Source organism: Pseudomonas sp. 10-1B (genome assembly GCF_000935045.1).
Lineage (GTDB): Bacteria > Pseudomonadota > Gammaproteobacteria > Pseudomonadales > Pseudomonadaceae > Aquipseudomonas.
Map to the genome: position 1 here is coordinate 364954 of NZ_JYKS01000015.1, position 16867 is coordinate 381820.

The 16867-nt window shown below is 63.9% G+C and carries 15 protein-coding genes and 1 tRNA gene; 6 read left to right on the top strand and 10 right to left on the bottom strand.

What is annotated here, in order from left to right; genetic code table 11:
* Nucleotides 1-186: 186 nt before the first annotated feature.
* Genes TZ03_RS11710 through TZ03_RS11720 form a run of 3 tightly spaced genes read left to right on the top strand, consistent with a single transcriptional unit; the run spans nucleotide 187 to nucleotide 5311 of the window.
* Nucleotides 187-2433: an ATP-binding protein gene (locus TZ03_RS11710; protein WP_051097752.1), complete on the top strand. Its 2247-nt coding sequence runs from the start codon at nucleotides 187-189 to the stop codon at nucleotides 2431-2433.
* A 15-nt stretch (nucleotides 2434-2448) separates the two neighbouring features.
* Nucleotides 2449-2910: a response regulator gene (locus TZ03_RS11715; protein ID WP_003250360.1), complete on the top strand. Its 462-nt coding sequence runs from the start codon at nucleotides 2449-2451 to the stop codon at nucleotides 2908-2910.
* A 13-nt stretch (nucleotides 2911-2923) separates the two neighbouring features.
* Nucleotides 2924-5311 carry a hybrid sensor histidine kinase/response regulator gene (locus TZ03_RS11720; RefSeq protein WP_051097753.1) on the top strand — a complete coding sequence of 796 codons (2388 nt, stop codon included), beginning with the start codon at nucleotides 2924-2926 and terminating at the stop codon, nucleotides 5309-5311.
* 142 nt (nucleotides 5312-5453) lie between these two features.
* On the opposite strand, the gene TZ03_RS11725 is transcribed toward TZ03_RS11720, so the two are convergent.
* Together TZ03_RS11725 and TZ03_RS11730 are read right to left on the bottom strand one after the other, a co-directional pair.
* Nucleotides 5454-5528: transfer RNA gene (locus TZ03_RS11725), tRNA-Gln, on the bottom strand.
* 140 nt (nucleotides 5529-5668) lie between these two features.
* Nucleotides 5669-6133, bottom strand: a complete 465-nt coding sequence (locus TZ03_RS11730; RefSeq protein WP_051097754.1) for a DUF1810 domain-containing protein — start codon at nucleotides 6131-6133, stop codon at nucleotides 5669-5671.
* Between the two features lie 158 nt (nucleotides 6134-6291).
* Between TZ03_RS11730 and zapE the strand changes: the two genes are divergently transcribed.
* Nucleotides 6292-7362, top strand: coding sequence for a cell division protein ZapE (zapE, locus tag TZ03_RS11735; RefSeq protein WP_051097755.1), 1071 nt, complete (start codon nucleotides 6292-6294; stop codon nucleotides 7360-7362).
* Between the two features lie 142 nt (nucleotides 7363-7504).
* Here the strand turns inward: zapE and TZ03_RS11740 are convergent, their stop codons facing one another.
* The gene (locus TZ03_RS11740; protein ID WP_051097756.1) at nucleotides 7505-9394 is read right to left on the bottom strand and encodes a propionyl-CoA synthetase; all 1890 of its coding nucleotides are present in this window, start codon (nucleotides 9392-9394) and stop codon (nucleotides 7505-7507) included.
* Between the two features lie 183 nt (nucleotides 9395-9577).
* Here TZ03_RS11740 and TZ03_RS11745 point away from each other — a divergent pair, with 183 nt between their 5' ends.
* The gene (locus tag TZ03_RS11745) at nucleotides 9578-10444 is read left to right on the top strand and encodes a LysR family transcriptional regulator (protein ID WP_051097757.1); all 867 of its coding nucleotides are present in this window, start codon (nucleotides 9578-9580) and stop codon (nucleotides 10442-10444) included.
* Here TZ03_RS11745 and TZ03_RS11750 read toward each other — a convergent pair.
* The 5 genes from TZ03_RS11750 to TZ03_RS11770 form a co-directional block, all read right to left on the bottom strand.
* Nucleotides 10418-11572 carry an HPP family protein gene (locus TZ03_RS11750; protein WP_051097758.1) on the bottom strand — a complete coding sequence of 385 codons (1155 nt, stop codon included), beginning with the start codon at nucleotides 11570-11572 and terminating at the stop codon, nucleotides 10418-10420. The two genes, TZ03_RS11745 and TZ03_RS11750, sit on opposite strands and share 27 nt — an antisense overlap.
* Nucleotides 11573-12033: 461 nt before the next feature.
* Nucleotides 12034-13383: a sensor histidine kinase gene (locus TZ03_RS11755; RefSeq protein ID WP_051097759.1), complete on the bottom strand. Its 1350-nt coding sequence runs from the start codon at nucleotides 13381-13383 to the stop codon at nucleotides 12034-12036.
* Nucleotides 13380-14048, bottom strand: coding sequence for a response regulator transcription factor (locus TZ03_RS11760; RefSeq protein WP_051097760.1), 669 nt, complete (start codon nucleotides 14046-14048; stop codon nucleotides 13380-13382). Before TZ03_RS11760 ends, TZ03_RS11755 begins: the two co-directional genes overlap by 4 nt.
* A complete protein-coding gene (locus tag TZ03_RS11765; RefSeq protein ID WP_051097761.1) occupies nucleotides 14049-14363 on the bottom strand; it encodes a PepSY domain-containing protein in 315 nt (104 codons plus the stop codon).
* On the bottom strand, nucleotides 14363-14671 hold the full coding sequence (locus TZ03_RS11770; RefSeq protein ID WP_051097762.1) for a PepSY domain-containing protein: 309 nt from the start codon (nucleotides 14669-14671) through the stop codon (nucleotides 14363-14365). The genes TZ03_RS11765 and TZ03_RS11770 overlap by 1 nt, the downstream gene beginning before the upstream one ends.
* A 455-nt stretch (nucleotides 14672-15126) precedes the next feature.
* Between TZ03_RS11770 and queD the strand changes: the two genes are divergently transcribed.
* The gene (gene queD, locus TZ03_RS11775; protein WP_051097763.1) at nucleotides 15127-15483 is read left to right on the top strand and encodes a 6-carboxytetrahydropterin synthase QueD; all 357 of its coding nucleotides are present in this window, start codon (nucleotides 15127-15129) and stop codon (nucleotides 15481-15483) included.
* 13 nt (nucleotides 15484-15496) lie between these two features.
* Here the strand turns inward: queD and TZ03_RS11780 are convergent, their stop codons facing one another.
* A complete protein-coding gene (locus tag TZ03_RS11780) occupies nucleotides 15497-16093 on the bottom strand; it encodes a hypothetical protein (RefSeq protein WP_051097764.1) in 597 nt (198 codons plus the stop codon).
* A 77-nt stretch (nucleotides 16094-16170) separates the two neighbouring features.
* Complete coding sequence (locus TZ03_RS11785) at nucleotides 16171-16638, bottom strand: DUF1289 domain-containing protein (protein ID WP_177328457.1); 468 nt, start codon at nucleotides 16636-16638, stop codon at nucleotides 16171-16173.
* Nucleotides 16639-16867: the final 229 nt, after the last annotated feature.

Genomic DNA, 16867 nt, shown 5'->3' on the forward strand with positions numbered 1-16867 from the left:
CAGAATCACACTGCGATAGCGTCCCCTTCAAAAAAAGCCTGCACCTTGCAGAACCCTGGGTTGTCGCGCGCCTCCAATGGCCAAGGGCCGCAAATCGAGCGGATATTCTGCTAGGGTGCATCACCAGCATCCTGCACCAGGCACATGTGGCATGCATGGCCCTCATTGACAGGAGCGTCTTGACTTATGACCGCAGATGACACGCTCACCGCAGCCATGGAGCGTTGCGCTCAGGAACCGATCCAGGTGCCAGGCAGCATCCAGCCCCAGGGTTTTCTGCTGGTGCTGGACGACACCGACCTGCGCGTGCTCCAGGCCAGTGAAAATGTCGAACGCTGGCTGGGCATACCGGCCAGGGAACTGCTCGGTTGCAACGTCGCCGAACTGCTCAGTAGCACCTTCGACCTGCGTGGGCATCTGGCACACCTGCCCGAAGACGAAGCCTTCCCATTCCATATCGGCGACGTGTGCCTGCGCCAAGGCGCGCCGTTCAGCGACAAGCTGCATGTGCTGGCCCATCGTCACGACAAGGTACTGATCACCGAATTCGAGCCCCCGCGCCTGCCGGCCGACCTGGCCGGGCAAGGCGACTACTACCCACTGGTGCGCAGCTTCGTCGGTAACCTGCACCTGGCTGGCAGCCTGGAAGAACTGCTGCAGCAAAGCGTGGTGCAGCTAAAGCGCATCACCGGGTTCGGCCGGGTAAAGGCCTACCGCTTCGATGCCGAGGGCAATGGCCAGGTGCTGGCCGAGGTGGCCGACCCGGGTTACCCGTGCTACCTGGGCCTGCGCTTCCCGGCAGCGGACATTCCGCGCCAGGCGCGCGAGCTGTACCGGGTCAACCGCATCCGCGTGATCGAGGACGCCAACTACCAGCCATCGCCGCTGGTGCCCAGCGCCAACCCGCGCACCGGCAAGGCCCTGGACATGAGCTTCGCGGCACTGCGCAGCGTGTCACCGGTGCACCTGCAATACATGCGCAACATGGGCACCCTGGCGTCGATGTCGTTGTCGATCGTGGTCGACGGCGCGCTTTGGGGGTTGGTGTCCTGCCACCACCAGCAACCGCGCGCGGTGGACCTGCGCACCCGCACCGCCTGCGAACTGCTGGCCAGCGTGCTGTCATTGCAGATCGAGTCGCGCGAATCCCACGCCAACACCCGCAAGCTGCTGGAACTGCGCCAGCACATCGTGCGCATGATCTCGTCCATGGCCGACCACGACAGTGTCAGCGACGGCCTGCGCGACTTGCCCGAGGTGCTGCTGGAATTCGCCGGCGCCAGCGGTGCCGCAGTGATTTCGGCCGAGCGCTGCGACCTGTTCGGCCAGACCCCGCCGGCCGCCCAGGTCAACGCACTGGTGCACTGGCTGGCCCGGCGCGGTGAAGACAGCGTGTTCCACAGTGACAACCTGCGCCGCGATGTCGACGAGCTGCCCGAGTTGGCAGCGCATGCCGGCGGCGTGCTGGCAGTGGCCATTTCGCAAATTCACTCGCACTACCTGCTGTGGTTCCGACCTGAGCAGGTGCGCATCGTGAACTGGGCCGGGCAGCCGGCCAAGCAGGTCGGCACGCAAGGCACACTTGACCCACGGCACAGTTTCGAACGCTGGCAGGAAGAACTGCGTGGCTACTGCGAACCCTGGGACCCGCTGATCGTCGAAGGTGTGCTGGAGCTGCGCACCGCCGTGCTCGGCATCGTCCTGCGCAAAGCCGAGGAGCTGGCGCAACTGGCCAGTGAACTGCGCCGTTCGAACAAGGAACTGGAGGCGTTCTCCTACAGCGTATCCCACGACCTGCGCGCGCCCTTGCGGCATATTGCCGGCTACACCGAGCTGCTCGGCGAGATCGAAGGCCAGGGCCTGAGCGAGCGCGGCAAGCGCTTCCTGCAGCACATCGAGGAAGCCGCGCATTTTGCCGGCAGCCTGGTGGACAACCTGCTCAACTTCTCGCAAATGGGCCGCTCGGCCCTGCGCCTGTCCGACGTCGACCTCAACACGCTGGTCGACACCATTCGCAACGAACTTGCGCCCGACTACGAGGGCCGCGCAATCATTTGGGACATCGCCCCGCTGCCCAAGGTGATCGGCGACCCGGCGTTCATCAACCTGGCATTGCAAAACTTGATATCCAATGCCATCAAGTACACACGTGGCCGTACGCCTGCGCGCATCCAGATCAGCGCCATACAGCATCCCGACGAAACCGAAATCTGTATCCGCGACAATGGCGTGGGCTTCGATATGGCCTATGCCAACAAGCTGTTCGGTGTGTTCCAGCGCCTGCACCGCATGGAAGACTTCGAGGGCACAGGGATTGGCCTGGCAAGCGTGCGCCGCATCATCGAGCGCCATGACGGCCGGGTCTGGGCCGACGGCCAGATCGACCAAGGTGCCAGCTTCCACTTCACCCTACCCCGAAACACTGCTACCTGAGGCACCTGTACCATCATGCTCAAACCTATCCTGCTGGTCGAAGACAACCCCCGGGACCTGGAACTGACGCTGCTGGCCCTTGAGCGCAGCCAGTTGGCCAACGAGGTCATCGTGCTGCGCGACGGTGCCGACGCGCTCGACTACCTGCTGCGCCGCAATGCCTACGCCGAACGCGACGACGGCAACCCTGCCGTACTGCTGCTGGACCTGAAACTGCCCAAGGTCGATGGCCTGGAAGTGCTCAAGGAAGTACGCGCCACCGCCGAACTGCGCAGCATCCCCACGGTGATGCTGACCTCCTCGCGCGAGGAGCCCGACCTGCTGCGCGCCTATGAGCTTGGGGTCAATGCCTACGTGGTCAAGCCCGTGGAGTTCAAGGAATTCGTCACGGCCATCTCCGACCTGGGGGTGTTCTGGGCCGTGCTCAACGAACCGCCACCCGGCTCGCTGCGCCTGAACCGGCGCGGCAGCAACTGAGGCCAGCGCGACGATGCAGCCCACTCCGTTGAAACTGCTGATGGTCGAAGACAGCTCGATGGACGCCGAGCTGACCCTGATGCGCCTGGAGCGTAGCGGGCTGCATGTGCAGTCGCACTTGGTGTTCGACCATGTTGGCGTCGAGCACGCCCTGCGCGAGGCCCGTTACGACCTGGTTCTGTGCGATTGCGTGTTGCCTGGTTCGTCCGGTACCGAAGTGCTGGCCATCGCCCAGCGCCTGGCGCCGGACACTCCGTTCATTTTCCTGTCGGGCATCTACGGCGAAGAGCACGCGGTGGAAATGATCCGCCTGGGTGCCACCGACTATGTACTGAAGAAGAACCTGCCACTGCTGCCCAAGGCCGTGCGCCGGGCCCTTACCGAGGTGCAGGAGCGCCAGCGCCGGCGCCGCGCCGAAGAGGCCCTGGCAGACGTCGAGGCACAGGCGCGCATCGCTATCGACGCCGCCGGCATGGGCACCTGGGACCTGCGCCCACAAGAAGGCCTGTTGCTGTGGGACGACCGTTGCAAGATCCTGTTCGGCCTACCCACCAGCACGGAAATGAACCTTGAAGTGTTCTACGCCGGCATCTACCCCGACGACCTGCCACGGGTGCGCGACGCGGTGGAACACGCCATGCGCCCCGAAAGCGGTGGCCAGTACCGGGTAGAGTTCCGCATCGCGCAACCCAATGGCCTGGCGCCGCGCTGGTTGCTCAGCAGCGGCCAGAGCCAGTTCCTCGACGACCAGTGCGTGCGCTTTTCCGGCGTGCTGCAGGACATCCACACGCAACGCCTGGCCACCCAGGCACTGCGCCAGCTCAACGAGATGCTCGGCGAACGGGTCGAACGCCGCACCCGCGAACGCGATCGGGCCTGGGAGCTGTCGCAGGACTTGCTGGCCGTGCTGAACAAGGACCTGACCCCGGTCGCGCTGAACCCCGCCTGGGAAGCCAGCCTGGGCTTCTCGCGCGAGCGCCTGAGCCAGACATCCCTGCTGCACCTGCTACCCGAGCCCGACCAGGAACTGCTGCTCACCGAACTGGCCGCCCTCGCCCATGGCCGCACCAGCGCCCGCTTCGTCGGGCGCGTGCTGCATGCCGGCGGCCAGCAGCGCTGGCTGTCGTGGGTGGTGGTGCCGGAAGACACCTTGCTGTACGTGGTGGCGCGCGACATCACCAGCGAGCGCGAGGCCGCCCTGGGCCTGGCCGAGGCCAATGCACGCCTGCGTGAACAGATCGACGAACGCGAACGCATTGAGGCCGCGCTGCAGCAGATGCAGCGGCTGGAAGCGGTCGGCCAGCTGACGGCCGGCGTGGCCCACGACTTCAACAACCTGCTGACGGTGATCCTCACCGGCGCCAGCTTCCTCGAACGCGACCTGGCCAAGGCCGACCTGGACAAGGCCCGCACGCGCCTTACGCATATCCGCGCAGCGGGCGAGCGCGGCGCCAAGCTGACTTCGCAGTTGCTGGCATTCTCCCGTCGCCAGCGCCTGGAGCCGGTGCCGCTCAACCTCAACCGTACCTTGGCCGGCCTGGAAGAGCTGCTGCGTCGCACCTTGGGTGGCAATATCTCGGTGCGCCTGGACCTGGACCAAACCCTGTGGCAGGCACTGACCGACCCGACCCAGACCGAGATGATCATCCTCAACCTGGCGATCAATGCCCGCGATGCCATGCCCGATGGCGGCCAACTGACCCTGTCGACCCGCAACACCCGCATCACCAGCCGCCCGCAACGCCCGGAAGACCCTGACCCGGGCGAGTACGTGATGCTGAGCATCCGCGATACCGGCTGTGGCATGAGCGAAGAAGTGCTGGCCAAGGTATTCGAGCCGTTCTTCACCACCAAGGATATCGGCAAGGGCTCGGGCCTGGGCCTGGCCCAGGTGTTCGGTTTTGCCAAGCAGTCCGGGGGCGGCGTGCGCATCGACACCTCGCCGGGCCGTGGCACCCAGGTGGCGGTATACCTGCCGGCGGTCAAGGATCAAGCCGTGAGCGAAACGGTGGCACCGCTGCTCAGCCAGTCGACCAGCGCAAGCGGCCACAACCGCACGGTGCTGCTGGTGGATGATGACCACCTGGTACGCGACATGCTCGGCGATGTGTTGCGCCAGTACGGTTACCAGGTGCGCCAGGCGCACAGCGGCGAACAGGCCCTGGCACTGCTGGATGACGAGATAGACCTGCTGCTTACCGATTTCGCCATGCCCGAGTTCAACGGCGCGCAGCTGGCGCTGGCGGCCCGCGAGCAGCACCCGCACCTGCCGGTGGTGTTCCTCACCGGTTATGCGGAGTTGCAAGGGCTGGAGCTGCCGGGCAGCCTGGTGATCCAGAAGCCGGTGCAGGCCGATGAACTGGCCCGGGTGCTGAACGAGATGCTGGGGGTGGTGAGGTAAGCCTCAAGCGAAACGGACGCCGTCGCATCCTTCGCGGGTAAACCTGCACAGGGGCCGCGATGGCTTGAAAAACGACAGGAACGACAAAACCCAGCGCTTGCCTTCCGAAGCACCGGGTCAAAATACATTTGAATCTTTTAAATGGCAGGGGCGGCTGGATTCGAACCAACGCATGGCAGGATCAAAACCTGCTGCCTTACCGCTTGGCGACGCCCCTGTATCGGATGCAGCATTTGCTGCCCTGACAATTCCAACTGAGTGACAACTGGGTTGTTGTCTTGGAATGCGCGGCACTTTAACAACAAACTTTTCATCTGTGAAGCCCCTGATGAAAAAAAATTGCCAGAAAACAGCGAGTTAGTCATTTTTGCGGTGAGTGCGCCAAGCATCCATCGTGTTCGCCGGTAGCATGTCCAGGGTCAGGGTGTCCGGCTCACCGTCGTAGAACTGCACCAGCGCCCGCTGGAACAGCGGGTTGGCGGGCGCCGCCGCGGCGAACAAGGTCAGGCACGAGCGCAGCTTGAGGTGGTCGGGGCTGCCAAGCATTTCCCGGGCGCTCTTGTCGCTGTGTTGCAGCAGCGCTGTCACGCAGGCCTCCAGCCGCAGGCCAAGGAGCGGGTGGCCTAGATAGGCCTGGGCCTCGTCGATACTGGCCAGTGCATAGCGCTCGGCCATAGCGCTGTGGCCCAGACCATCGAGCTGCGGGAACACGTACCACATCCAGTGGCTGCGCTTGCGCCCGGCCTGCAGTTCCTGCATCACCTGGTCATACACCCGGTTCTGCGCCTCGACGAAGCGTTCCAGATCAAGATCGGCGCGCATGTTCGCCTCTCCTCGCATCGGTTTCAGCCTTTACTCTAACCTTATACGACAGACCTATCTCGTCAGGCGATCATTGCCCCGTACTTTCTCTATTAGTCAAAATGGCCGCCCTCGGGCAAGCTGCACGCTGCCCCGCCATCACCCAAGGAGCTTCGCGTTTGCCTGCCTGGATCCCGACCCCACTGCGCCAGCTCGGCCAGCGCCTGCGTGGCGCAGCTTCAAACCACAGCGAACTGCTTGGCTGGTTCGAGGACAAGGCCCGCAGCCGGGGATATCAGCTTAGCGATGGCCAGCGCCGAGTGATCCACAGCATGGCCGAACAACTGGCGCAGCTCGAACAAGGGCAGCCGCGCAGCCTGTACCTGTACGGCTCGGTGGGCCGCGGCAAAAGCTGGCTGCTCGATGGCTTTTTCCAGGCCGTGCCAGTGCAAGCCAAGCGCCGCCTGCACTTCCATGACTTCTTTGCCCGCCTGCACCAGGGCATGCACCGCCACCGGGCACTGGACGACGCCCTGGGCGCGGCCCTCGACGAGCTGGTGGGTGATTGCCGGGTGCTGTGCTTCGACGAATTCCACGTGCATGACATTGGCGATGCCATGCTGCTCACCCGGCTGTTCAATGCGTTGTTCCGCCGTGGCGTGTTCCTGCTGGTGACTTCCAACTATGCTCCCGAAGGGTTGCTGCCGAACCCGCTGTACCACGAACGCTTCCTGCCAGTGATCCGCCTGATCAACAGCTCGATGGAAGTACTGGAAGTAGGTGGCGATACCGACTTTCGCAGCCTGCCAGCCAACCGCGAGCATCAGCGCTTTACCCAGGGCCACTACGTGTGGCCGGGCAACGCGGCGCAGCGCCAGGCACTGAATGTGCCTGAGGAACAACCGGTGCTGCTGGAAGTGAACAAACGCCCGCTACGCGCGCTGGTCACCGACGGCCGGCGGGTGGTGTTTGCCTTCGAGGACCTGTGCGAGAAGGCCACGGCAGTGATCGACTACCTGGTCCTGGCCAGGGAGTACGATGAGTGGATCATCGATGGCCTGGATGATCTGTCGGAATGCTCGCTGGCGGCGCAGCAGCGCTTCGTCAACCTGGTGGATGTGCTGTATGACCAGGACCGGCAGGTGCTGGTGATAGGTAAACGACCGCTGGAAGAGAGCCTGGGCGGGCCGCTTGCCGACCTGATGCGCACCCGCAGCCGGTTGGGGCAGCTGCACCAGCTAACCCCGTAGAGTGGCATTGCCTGAACCGGCCTCTTCGCGGCGGTTCGACGCCTCGATAAACCCGCTCCCACAAAGGCTAAAGTGTGACTGAAACCTGCACAGTACCTGTGGGAGCGGGCTTGCCCGCGAAGAGGCCGGCAAGGTCAACCCATCAACCAGCCCTGGGCAAATCCGCCAGCACCGCCTCGATCTCCCCCAGCACCGCCGGATCATCCAGGGTCGAAGGCGGCACATAATCCTGCCCATCGGCTATCTTGCGCAGCACGGCCCGCAAGATCTTCCCCGAGCGGGTCTTGGGCAGCCGCTTCACCAGCCGCACCCGGTTGAAACAGGCCAACGCGCCAATCTCCTCGCGCACGCTGCCCACCAGGTCCACCAGCAACTGCGACTCGGCAATGCCTTCGCCGTCCTTGAGTACCACCAGGGCCAGCGGCACCTGCCCCTTTATCTCGTCATGCACGCCAATCACCGCGCACTCGGCCACCGCCGGGTGCCGCGCCACCAAGTCCTCCATCTCGCCGGTGGACAGCCGGTGCCCGGATACGTTGATCACGTCATCCGTGCGCCCCATGATGTAGACGAACCCGTCATCGTCCAGGTAGCCGCCATCGCCGGTGTGGTAATACCCAGGGTAGGTGCGCAGGTAAGCCTGCAGGTAGCGCTCGTGGTCGCCCCACAGCGTCTGGCTGCAACCAGGCGGCAATGGCAGGGCGATAACGATCGAACCCTGGTGGTTGGCCCCCAGCAGGTGGCCGTCGTCATCCAGCACGCGCACGTGATAGCCCGGCACTGCCCGATTGCTCGACCCCGGCTTCGCCGCGCTGCCTTCCAGCCCCACGCAAGGCGCGGTGACCGGCCAGCCAGTCTCGGTCTGCCACCAGTGGTCGTGCACCGGCTTGCCACTGACCCGCTCCAGCCATTCGTGGGTGCTGGAATCGAGTTTCTCCCCGGCCAGGAACAGCTGGCGCAGCGAGCTCAGGTCGTACTTGCGAATCAGCTCGCCCTCCGGGTCTTCCTTGCGGATGGCGCGCATGGCGGTGGGCGCACAGAACAAGGCATTGACCTTGTACTGCTGCACGATCCGCCAGTAGGCCGAGGCGTCCGGGGTGCGGATTGGCTTGCCTTCGTAGAACACCGTGGTGCAGCCGCTCATCAACGGCCCATAGACGATCAGCGAATGGCCGACCACCCAGCCCACGTCGGAAATGCCCCACCATACATCGCCCGCCTGCATGCCGTAGATGTGGCGCATGGCATAGCACAGCGCCACGGCATTGCCGCCGTTTTCCCGGACGATGCCCTTGGGTTTCCCGGTGGTGCCGGAGGTGTACATGATATACAGCGGGTCCTCTGCATTCAGCTCCACCGGGGCAACCGCTGTGGCACTGGCCAATGCCGCCTGCCAGTCCAGGTCACGCCCCGGCTGCAGCTCAGCCCGCGCCTGCGGCCGTTGCAGCACCAGCACGTTGCGCGGCTGGTGCCGGGCCAACTGCAGGGCGCGGTCGACCAGCGGCTTGTATTCGATCACCCGATCGAATTCCAACCCGCAGGACGCCGTGAGCAGCAGCGTCGGCCGGGCATCGTCGATGCGCAAGGCCAGCTCGTTGGCGGCAAAGCCACCGAACACCACCGAATGCACCGCGCCAATCCGCGCGCAGGCGAGCATGGCCATGGCCGCCTGCGGCACCATGGGCATGTAGATGATCACGCCATCGCCCTTGTTCACCCCCAGTTGGCGCAGCAAGCCGGCCAGGCGCGCCACCTCGTCGCGCAGTTGGTGGTAGGTATAGGCCTGCTGCACGCCGGTCACCGGCGAATCGTAGATCAGCGCCAGCTGCTCGCCACGGCCCTGCTCGATCTGGTGATCGAGGGCCAGGTAGCAGCTGTTCAGGCGGCCATCGGCGAACCAGCGGTGGGTGCCGTCGGCGTTGTCTTGCAGCGTGAGGGTAGGCTTGCGGTGCCAGGCCAGGTGCGCAGCCTGTTCGGCCCAGAAGGCGGCAGGGTCGGAAATGGAATGGGCGTAGCTGTGCTGGTAGCTCATATCGAAGAAAACCCGGTACTTGTTGTTATTGAAGGGCGAACCTTGAGTATGGACCGCTACACCGCCGCCGCCATGGGACTAAAGTCACAACCGACCTGCAAATTTGCAGACAACGCAAAAGCGCGCCCCATAACGGTGCAAAGCCTCTAGAATAGGCCACCCCCTTCAGCCACCGAGCAGCTCATGGATATCGATCAGGCCCGTACCTTCCTGGAAATCGTGCGTTGCGGCAGCCTGGTCGCCGCCGCCGAGCGCCTGTTCGTGTCACAGACGGCAATCACCGCCCGGGTGCAGCGCCTGGAGCAGCAACTGGGCTGCCAGCTGTTCGTGCGCAGCCGTAACGGCGCCAGCCTGACCAGCGATGGCGAGGCCTTCGTCAGTTATGCCAACCAGCTGGTGCAGACCTGGGAAGCGGCGCGCCGCGACCTGCCGCTGCCCGAAGGCTGCCAGCAGGTGCTGCACGTGGGTGGTGAAGTGAGCCTGGGCAACCCGATGATGCTCGACTGGGTCAGTGCCCTGCACCACGAGCTGCCCAGTCATGCCATCCGCAGCGAGGTAAGCGACGGCGAGTCGCTGCTGCGCAAGGTCGAGATGGGCCTGCTGGACGCCGCACTGGTCTACCAGCCGACCTACGGCCCGGGCCTGCAGGTGGAGCAGCTTATGGAAGAGAAGCTGATCCGGGTACGCCGGGTCGGCCAGCCAGACCCGTACATCTACATCGACTGGGGCGAGGCCTTCCGCCGCCAGCACGATGCCGCCCTGCCCGACTGCGCACGCCCGGCGCTGAGCTTCAACCTGGGCCCGCTGGCCCTGCAGTTCATCCTCGACCAGGGCGGCAGTGGCTACTTCCGCACGCGGGTGGTGCAGGCCTACCTGGACAGCGGGGTGTTCGAGCGGGTACCGCAGGCACCAGAGTTCACCTACCCGACTTTCCTGGTGTACCCGCGCAAACGCGACAGCGAAGCCCTGCAACAGGCCTTCGCCATCCTGCGCCGGCTGGTGGCCGCCGGCGCCAGTGACTGGTCACAACGCTGGGACCCGGTTATCTGAAACCTGGGCTTTGCTGAGCAGTTGGCGCTTGAGGCCGGCGATCAGGTCGGTCTGGGTAATCACCCCTACCAGCTGGTCGGCATCGAGCACCGGCAGGCAGTGCAGGCCCTGCTCGCACAGCAGCGGCAACAGACGCTCCAGCGGGTGCTGGCTGCTGACGCTGATCACCCGGCGGCTCATCACCTGCTCCATGCGCACCACCTTGCGGCCGAACAGCCCACGCCAGCTGAAGCGGCCACGCTGCATGGCCGGGCCAACCAGATCGCTGAGGCTGACGATGCCCACCAGCTTGCCCTGCTGCAACACCGGCAGGGTTTTCAGGTGGTGGCTGGCGAGCATTTTCCAGGCCTGCTCCAGGGTGGTGTGCGGCGTGGCGAACTGCACATCGCGCGACATCACCGAGGCCGCGGTGATACCACCAAGGCTGCGCTGCAGGGCGTGCTGCTCGGTGGCCAGGATGATGCGTTCCAGCTCGTCACGGGTGACGTCGACGAACTCGCCCAGTTCTTCCAGGGCCTGGTCCAGGTCCTCGCCGCGGATGCCGACCCGCTCGCTGGGCAGCGGATCATGGGTGTGGTGCAGGTCCTTGCGCGGCATCGTGCCTTTCGGGTAGCGCACACCGGTGAGGCGGTTGTAGAGGATCGCCACCGTCACCAGCACCAGCGCATTGAGCAGCACCGGCTCCAGCAGGTGGTCGCCCATGGCCGTCAGCCCCGAGTCGGCCAGCACCGCACTCACCGCCACCCCGCCACCTGGCGGGTGCAGACAACGCAGCAAGCACATCACCAGAAGCGCAATGCCCAGGGCGGCGGCGGCCACCCACAGTTCGGCGCCGAAGCCCTGGCGCATGGCCAGGCCAACCGCACCGGCCAGGGCATAGCTGCCCAGCACCGGCCAAGGCTGGGCCAATGGGCCGGAATGCACGGCAAACACCAACACCGCCGAAGCCGCCAACGGGCCGAGCAGGTGCAGGGCGATGCTTGGGCCATAGGCCATGCTGGTCAGCCAGCCGGCGAGAAACAGGCCGATCAGCGCGCCAATACCAGCACGCAACCATTCTTTGGGGGGAATATTCAGGGGCGCCGGCAACAGCCGCTGCAGACGACTTTCGGAACGCGAGGCAGACATGTAGGTAATCGGAATCTGTCGTTTTTCTGGTTAAAAAGAAAGCCCAGCCGAGGTGGCCTGGGCCTCGTATTGCGAGTGCAATATCACAAGGGGCTCCGTCCGTGGAAAGATGGAAACCGCAGGGTTTCGTGGGGGGGATTTTGCCGGGCGGGGCGCGATTGGGCTAATTCAAAAAAATGCGCCTGGACTGCAATTTTTTTGCAGTGGTGGTATGGCCATGGGGCTGCCTACCTACTGGCATAGGGTCTGCCTTGCAGCCCATCGCCGGCAAGCCGGCTCCCACAGGTACTGCACAAGGCTCAGACCTGTGATGATCCTGTGGGAGATTCTATGGTTTCTGGCAATGGCATCAGGGTTGCCAGTGCTCGCCGCTGCATATCTTGTGGCAAACACTTGTCAGCCCTGATGCGGCCTCTGTGGGAGCTGGCTTGCCGGCGATGGGCCGCACAGCGGCCCCGACATTATCGAGCCTTGCGTGGCAGATCGATGCTCACCCGCAGCCCGCCCAGCGGGCTCTCCAGCAAGGTCAGCTGCCCGCCCCAGGCCTCGACGATATCACGCACAATCCCCAGCCCCAGACCATGCCCGTCGACCTGCTCATCCAGCCGCGAACCACGCTCCAGCACCTGCTGCCGCTGGCTCTCGGGGATACCGGGGCCGTCGTCATCGACCCACAGCTGATACCCCTCGGCATTCGGCGCAACACCCAGCCGCACTTCACTGTCGGCCCACTTGCAGGCGTTATCCAGCAGGTTGCCCAGCAGCTCCAGGACGTCCTCGCGGTCCCATGGCAACAGCAACCCAGGGGGCACATCGTTGGCCAGCAGCAAGCCCTCGCCGTGGATCATGCCCAAGGTTCCCAGCAACCCCGGCAACTCGGCGTCACAGTCGAACTGCGCGCCGGGCAGCGCATCCCCCGCCAGCCGCGCACGATTCAGCTCACGAGCCAAACGCTGCTGGATCTGCTCCAGTTGCTCGCGCATCTGCGCACGGACCTCGGGCAAATCCTTCAGCCGTTCGCTGGACGCCAGGCTCAGCAACACCGCCAGCGGCGTCTTCAACGCGTGCCCTAGGTTGCCCAGGGCATTGCGCGAACGGCGCAGGCTGTCTTCGGTATGGCTGAGCAAGTGATTGATCTGGCCGACCAATGGCGCCAGCTCGCTGGGCACCTCGGCATCCAGCTGCGAGCGCTGGCCCTGCTGCAACTGGGCGATCTGCTGGCGCGCGCGCTCCAATGGCCGCAACGAGCGGGTAACGGTGATGCGCTGCAGCACCAGCACCAGGATCAGCGCCACCAGGCCCATGCCCAGGCCAATCTGCTGCATGCGCCGGAAGCCTTCGCGCACCGGTGAATAGTCCTGTGCCACGCTGATCGAGATGTCCTGGCCCAGGCGCCGGTAGTCGGCGCGCAGGGCCAGCAGTTGCTGCCCTTCCGGGCCGAGTTCATGGCTGTCGGACAGGCCCGGCGCGGCGGGCTTGGGCATATCCAGATCCCACAGCGAGCGTGAGCGCCATGTGCGTTGGTGGAAGGTGCTCTGGTGAAGGGCGCCCTGGTCGAAATCGATACGGAAGTAGTAACCGGAAAACGGCCGCTGATAGGCGGCCGAGATGCGCCGTTCATCCAGTTGCAAGCCGGAAGGCCCGCGCACCAGCGCGACCAGCAGGTTTTCGCTTTCCTTGCGCAGGCCGTTTTCCAGATAGCGCTGCAGGCCGGCCTCGAACAGCCACAAGGTCAGTTGCGCCAGCACCACGCCCACTACCACCAGCACCGCCACCAAGCCCAGGCTCAGGCGCGCCTGGATCGACTTCACTCGCCGCTCCCGGCGTAGATGTAGCCTTGCCCGCGGCGGGTCTCGATGACACTGCGGCCCAGCTTGCGCCGCAAGTGGTTGACGTGCACTTCCAGCACGTTGGAGTCGCGCTCGGTTTCGCCATCGTAGAGGTGTTCGGCCAAGTGACTCTTGGACAGGATCTGCTGCGGATGCAGCATGAAGTAGCGCAACAGGCGGAACTCGGCGGCAGTCAGCTGGACATCCACACCATCGCGGCTCACGCACTGGCGGCTTTCATCCAGGTGCAGGCCGGCAGCTTCCAGCTTCGGCTGGTTGGCCAGGCCACGGGCACGACGCAACAGCGCCTGGATGCGCAGTTGCAGCTCTTCGGGGTGGAAGGGTTTGCTCAGGTAGTCATCGGCGCCGGCCTTCAGCCCTTCGATGCGTTCGGCCCAGGAGCCACGGGCGGTAAGGATCAGCACCGGCGTGGCCAGGCCGGCGGCGCGCCACTGGGCCAGCACTTCCAGGCCCGGCAAACCCGGCAGGCCGAGGTCCAGGATAATCAGGTCGTAAGGTTCGCTCTGGCCCTGGTACACCGCGTCACGGCCGTCGGCCAGCCAGTCCACGGCGTAGCCCTGGCGCTGCAGGCCGGCGATCAGTTCGTCGGCCAGCGGCACATTGTCCTCGACAAGCAACAGGCGCATTCAGTCGTCTTCCTCGTCTTTGAGCAGGGCACCGGTACTGGCGTCGAGCTTGATCTCGCGCACCACACCTTCCGCCGTCAGCAATTCGACTTCATATTCGTAGCGATCATCGTCTTCTTCCAGCTCGGCCTCCAGTAAACGCGCCCCGGGGTAACGCCCCAGGGCGGTTTCCAGCAACTGTTCGAGCGGCAGGATGATGCCTTTCTGGCGCAGCTCCAGGGCTTCGTCCTGGTCAAGGTCGCGGGCAGCAGCCAGGGAGCATACGGCCAGCAGCGCAAGCGCAAGGTAGCGTGCCGGCCGCGGTAAATGGATCATCAGTTGTCCCGTTCGTCCTTCAGCACTTCACCGGTCTTGGCGTCCAGGTCCACGTCCCATTCGACGTTCTGCGTGTCGCGCAGCTCGACCTTGTAGATGTAGCGACCGTACTCGTCTTCAAGTTCCGAATCGGTAACGGTGGCGCCCGGGTGCTTGGCCACGGCGGCGGCCTTGAGTTCGTCCAGCGACTTGATGGTCTTGGCGTTGACCAGTTTGACCACTTCATCGGGCTGCACGTCCTTGGCTAAGGCGGCATTGGCGCCCAGGGCAAGGGCGGCGGCGGTGAACAGGGCAGTCAAGGTTTTCATCGTTCTTTTCTCCTGAAAACTGTGCAAGTTGTCTACGGGGTTAAGATTAACCACTGGTCCTTAATTCAACCTGAAAACGGGTGGCGGCATGATAGCGCATGGGGACCGGGGGTTGCGTCATGGCCGCCGGGTGATCGCCGGAACATCTTCAGCGCCTATCAGATCGAGCGCCGCCCGCGCGGCGCTTCGCGGGCAAGCCCGCTCCTACGTTTGTTTCGGGCCAATTACGCCTGTGCCTGACGCGCGCGACCGCCTTATTTGTACGACGCAATATCCAGACATGCGCCAAGGCGTTCGCGTGCCAATGTCACAGGAATGACTGGCCCGAGACAAACGTAGGAGCGGGCTTGCCCGCGAAGCGCCGCGCGGGCGGCGCTCGATCTGATAGGCGCTGAAGATGTTCCGACTAACTGGTAGACTGCACGCCATATTGATTCACACAGAGCTAACCCCGCGTGGAAATTTTCAAAGAATTCACATTCGAATCAGCCCACCGCCTGCCTCACGTGCCTGCCGGGCACAAATGCGGCCGCCTGCATGGCCACTCGTTCAAGGTCGGCCTGCACCTGACCGGCCCGCTCGACCCGCACACCGGCTGGATCCGCGATTTCGCCGAAGTGAAGGCGATTTTCAAGCCGATCTACGAGCAACTGGACCACAACTACCTGAACGACATCCCGGGCCTGGAAAACCCCACCAGCGAAGTGATCGCCAAGTGGATCTGGGACCAGGTCAAGCCGCTGATGCCGGAACTGTCGAAAGTGCGCATCCATGAGACCTGCACCAGCGGCTGCGAATATACCGGCGATTGAAATACCGCAGCAGTCAGGCAGCCCCTATGCTCAGCACTTGCAGGTGCAGGTAACCATCTTCGCCCTGCTGCTCGCTGAGGTAGGGGAAATCGTCCTCAATCAGCCGCTTGACCGTCTTGCCATGCAGGCTGATCAAGCGCAGGTTGCTGACCCCCACGCCTTCACCGAGGAGCGAAACATCCAGCCCATCCAGACGCCAGAGCATGGTGCCGGCGGCCAACGCATCATGGCCGACCGCCTCCCCGGCCGAATACAGTGCCAGATAGCCATTTCGACTGACATCCAGGCGGTGGCCGCACCGCTGCCAATGCGGATGGCTGTCTTCATCACGGACAGCGCGAATCTCAAAGTCGTATTCACCGTCAGTCTCGTAGCACCCGAACCAGAACAGCGTGCGGAACTTGCGACGCGCAATCACATACGGGGCTGCCCTCAAGTCGGTGTACTTGTCCACGCCTGCGTGTAGCCATCCGCCGCTGGTAAAGGGCGAATCACCATTCCCCGTATCACCGATGCGCGAGCCTTGAACCGGCTCTTGCGTACTGAAACCTGGCTGCCAGTACAGTTTGGCAATGAAGCTTTTCTCGGGCTGGAATTGGTAATGGCTCATGGAGTTGGTCCCTCTTCGTTAGCGGAAAAGGAAGACATTAATGAGTGCCATGCAGCGCATACAGCCGGAACCCGCTCCTAGCCGAGCGTACTTTTGAGAAACGCAGGGGCGATGTAACGCTGGTAATGCGCCTCGGACAGCAGGAAGAACTCGCGATCGATGGCATCGCGCAGTTGCGGCAGCTCCCAGTCGCGGAACTCCGGTAGCAACACCATGCCATAGGCCTCCAGGTCGCGGATCATCCGCGCCCCGCGGGCAATCAGCTGGTACGCCCAGCAATACTCGGACTGCTGCTCGACAAAGCGGATGGAACGCTGCTCCAGTTGCTGGCGCAGCAGGCCTTTGTCGAACACTTCCAGCTTGGCCATCATCACCTGCACCAGCAGTTGCTCAAGACGCAGCCACACGGCGCGCTTCTGCGCGTCGTCGTAGCCGTTCCAGTTGATCACTTCATGGTGAAAACGCTTGCAACCACGGCACACCGTGTCTCCATAAACCGTGGAGCACAGGCCGACGCAAGGGGTCTTGATGGACTTGTTGGACATGAACAACAACAGCTTGGCGGTGGAACACGGGCCCATGTTAGCCCTTTGTCTAACCAGGGTCACTCGTTAAAGTCATCTTCGCCGCCTTACCTTCGAGCATTTTTTGCCGTAGAATCATCCGGCCTTTTCAAAGGCAACAATGTCCGTTGGAAGCTGTTTTCAAAGCGTCACGAGCACAGTTCATCCGGTAGAACGGCGTTGGCCCGGGCCATGCACCCCTCGCATGCCC